Annotated in this window: 3 protein-coding genes; all 3 read right to left on the bottom strand. The window is 78.7% G+C overall.

The genetic code is table 11. The features are described 5' to 3' along the window. Positions 1-534 (bottom strand): DUF5682 family protein (locus tag ABEB16_RS15345; protein WP_345713099.1); only part of this gene is annotated, 534 nt, incomplete at its 3' end. After that, positions 531-1,661, bottom strand: coding sequence for an ATP-binding protein (locus ABEB16_RS15340; RefSeq protein WP_345713098.1), 1,131 nt, complete (start codon positions 1,659-1,661; stop codon positions 531-533). The genes ABEB16_RS15345 and ABEB16_RS15340, both read right to left, overlap by 4 nt. Next, the coding region (locus tag ABEB16_RS15335; protein WP_425560211.1) for a DUF5691 domain-containing protein at positions 1,658-2,042 on the bottom strand (385 nt) is incomplete at its 5' end. The genes ABEB16_RS15335 and ABEB16_RS15340, both read right to left, overlap by 4 nt.

Genomic DNA, 2,042 nt, shown 5'->3' with positions numbered 1-2,042 from the left:
CTCCACGACGTCGTCCCACCAGCGCTCGGGGTCGTCGTAGCCGCGGGCCGCCGCCAGCGCCGCCACCGGGTCGGCGCGCAGCGCGTCGGGCTCGCCGGCGGGGTCCGCGGGTTCCGCGGGGTCGTCGGGTGCGGGCTCGCCGGCGGGGTCCGCGGGGTCGTCGGGGTCGCCGGCGAGCACCACCGTCGAGGGCAGGTCGCAGAAGCGCACCGGCACCCCGCGCCGCGCCGCCCAGCGCAGCGCCTGCCACTCCGGGGAGAACGCCGCCAGCGGCCACCACGCCGCGCGCGCCGGCTCGCCGACGACGTGGGCCAGCAGCGCCACCGGGGGCTCCATGCCCGCGGCCGCCACGAGCGGCACGAGGTGGTCGGCGTCGGCCGGTCCCTCCACGAGGACGACGTCCGGCTGCAGCGCCTCCAGGGCCGCGAGGACCGCGCGCGCCGAACCGGGGCCGTGGTGCCGCACGCCGCAGACCTCCACGCGCACCTCGTCCGCGTCCTGCGGTGCCGCGGCCGCTGCGCCGGAGGGCGTCACCCGGTCACCGCGCGGCAGGCGCGGTAGAAGTCCGCCCAGCCCGGCCGCTCCCGCGCCACGGCCTCCAGGTACTCCACCCACACCGCCCGGTCGGCGACCGGGTCCCGGACGACGGCGCCGACGATGCCCGCCGCCACGTCGGAGGCGTGCAGGACGCCGTCGCCAAAGTGTGCGGCCAGCGCCAGCCCGGACGTCACCACGGAGATCGCCTCCGCCGTGGACAGCGTGCCCGACGGGACCTTCAGCGCGGTGCGCCCGTCCTCCGTCGCCCCCGCGCGCAGCTCCCGGAACACCGTCACGACGCGCCGGATCTCCTCCGCCGCAGCGGGGACCGGCGGCAGCTCCAGGGCCGCGCCGAGCTGCGCGACGCGGCGGGTCACGATGTCGACCTCCTCCTCGACGCTCGCCGGCAGCGGCAGCACGACCGTGTTGAACCGCCGCCGCAGCGCGGACGACAGCTCGTTGACGCCGCGGTCGCGGTCGTTGGCGGTGGCGATGAGGTTGAACCCCCTGGCGGCCTGCACCTCGGTGCCCAGCTCGGGCACCGGCAGGGTCTTCTCCGACAGGATCGTGATGAGGGCGTCCTGCACGTCGGAGGGGATGCGGGTCAGCTCCTCCACGCGCACGACCTGCGCGCGCTGCATGGCCACCATGACGGGGGAGGGCACCAGCGCGGCCGCCGAGGGTCCCTCCGACAGCAGCCGGGCGTAGTTCCAGCCGTAGCGCACGGCCTCCTCGGCGGTGCCCGACGTGCCCTGCACGACGAGGGTGGAGCGCCCGCACACCGCCGCGGCGAGGTGCTCGCCGACCCACGTCTTCGCGGTGCCCGGCACCCCGAGCAGCAGCAGCGCGCGGTCCGTGGCCAGCGTCGCCACCGCGACCTCCACGAGGCGGCGCGGGCCGACGTACTTCGGGGTGACGACCGCACCACCCGGCAGCGTCCCGCCCAGCAGGTACGTCACCACGGCGGCGGGCGAGAGCACCCACCCCGGCGGGCGGGGGCGGTCGTCGGCGGCGGCCAGCGCCGCCAGCTCCGCCGCGAACTGCTGCTCCGCGTGCGGGCGCAGCAGCCCCGTCCCCGGGGCGGCGTCCGCGGCGGGGGAGGTGGCGGTGGTCGGGTCGGTCACTGCAGCTCCTCGAGCATCCGGCGGCGGAAGGACAGCGTCCCGGCGGCGTCGAGGACGTCCGGGGCGAGGGGGGACCCCTCGGGCAGCAGGGCGGCGGCCTCGCGCAGGGCCGCCTCGGTGGCCGCGTCGCAGGGCAGGCGCAGGGCGGCGAGGTGCACGACGGGGCGGTCGTACCAGACGGCGGCGCGGCGCACCCGGCCCACCCAGGCGAGGACCGCGGCGGCCAGCAGCTGCGGCCACGGGCCGGGGCAGCCCGTGAGGACCTCCAGCACCTCGCCGGAGGAGGGCCCGGCCCGCCGGGCGTCGCGCCCGTCGTCGGCGTCCAGCACGGCGGCCGCGCCCGCGGCGCGCTCGGGCTCGGGCAGCACGTGCGTCAGCGCG

This window comes from Kineococcus glutinatus, assembly GCF_039542765.1.
Classification (GTDB): Bacteria; Actinomycetota; Actinomycetes; order Actinomycetales; family Kineococcaceae; genus Kineococcus_A; species Kineococcus_A glutinatus.
The sequence above is the reverse complement of the archived record's forward strand: the minus strand, read 5'-3'. Positions and strand labels throughout refer to the sequence as shown.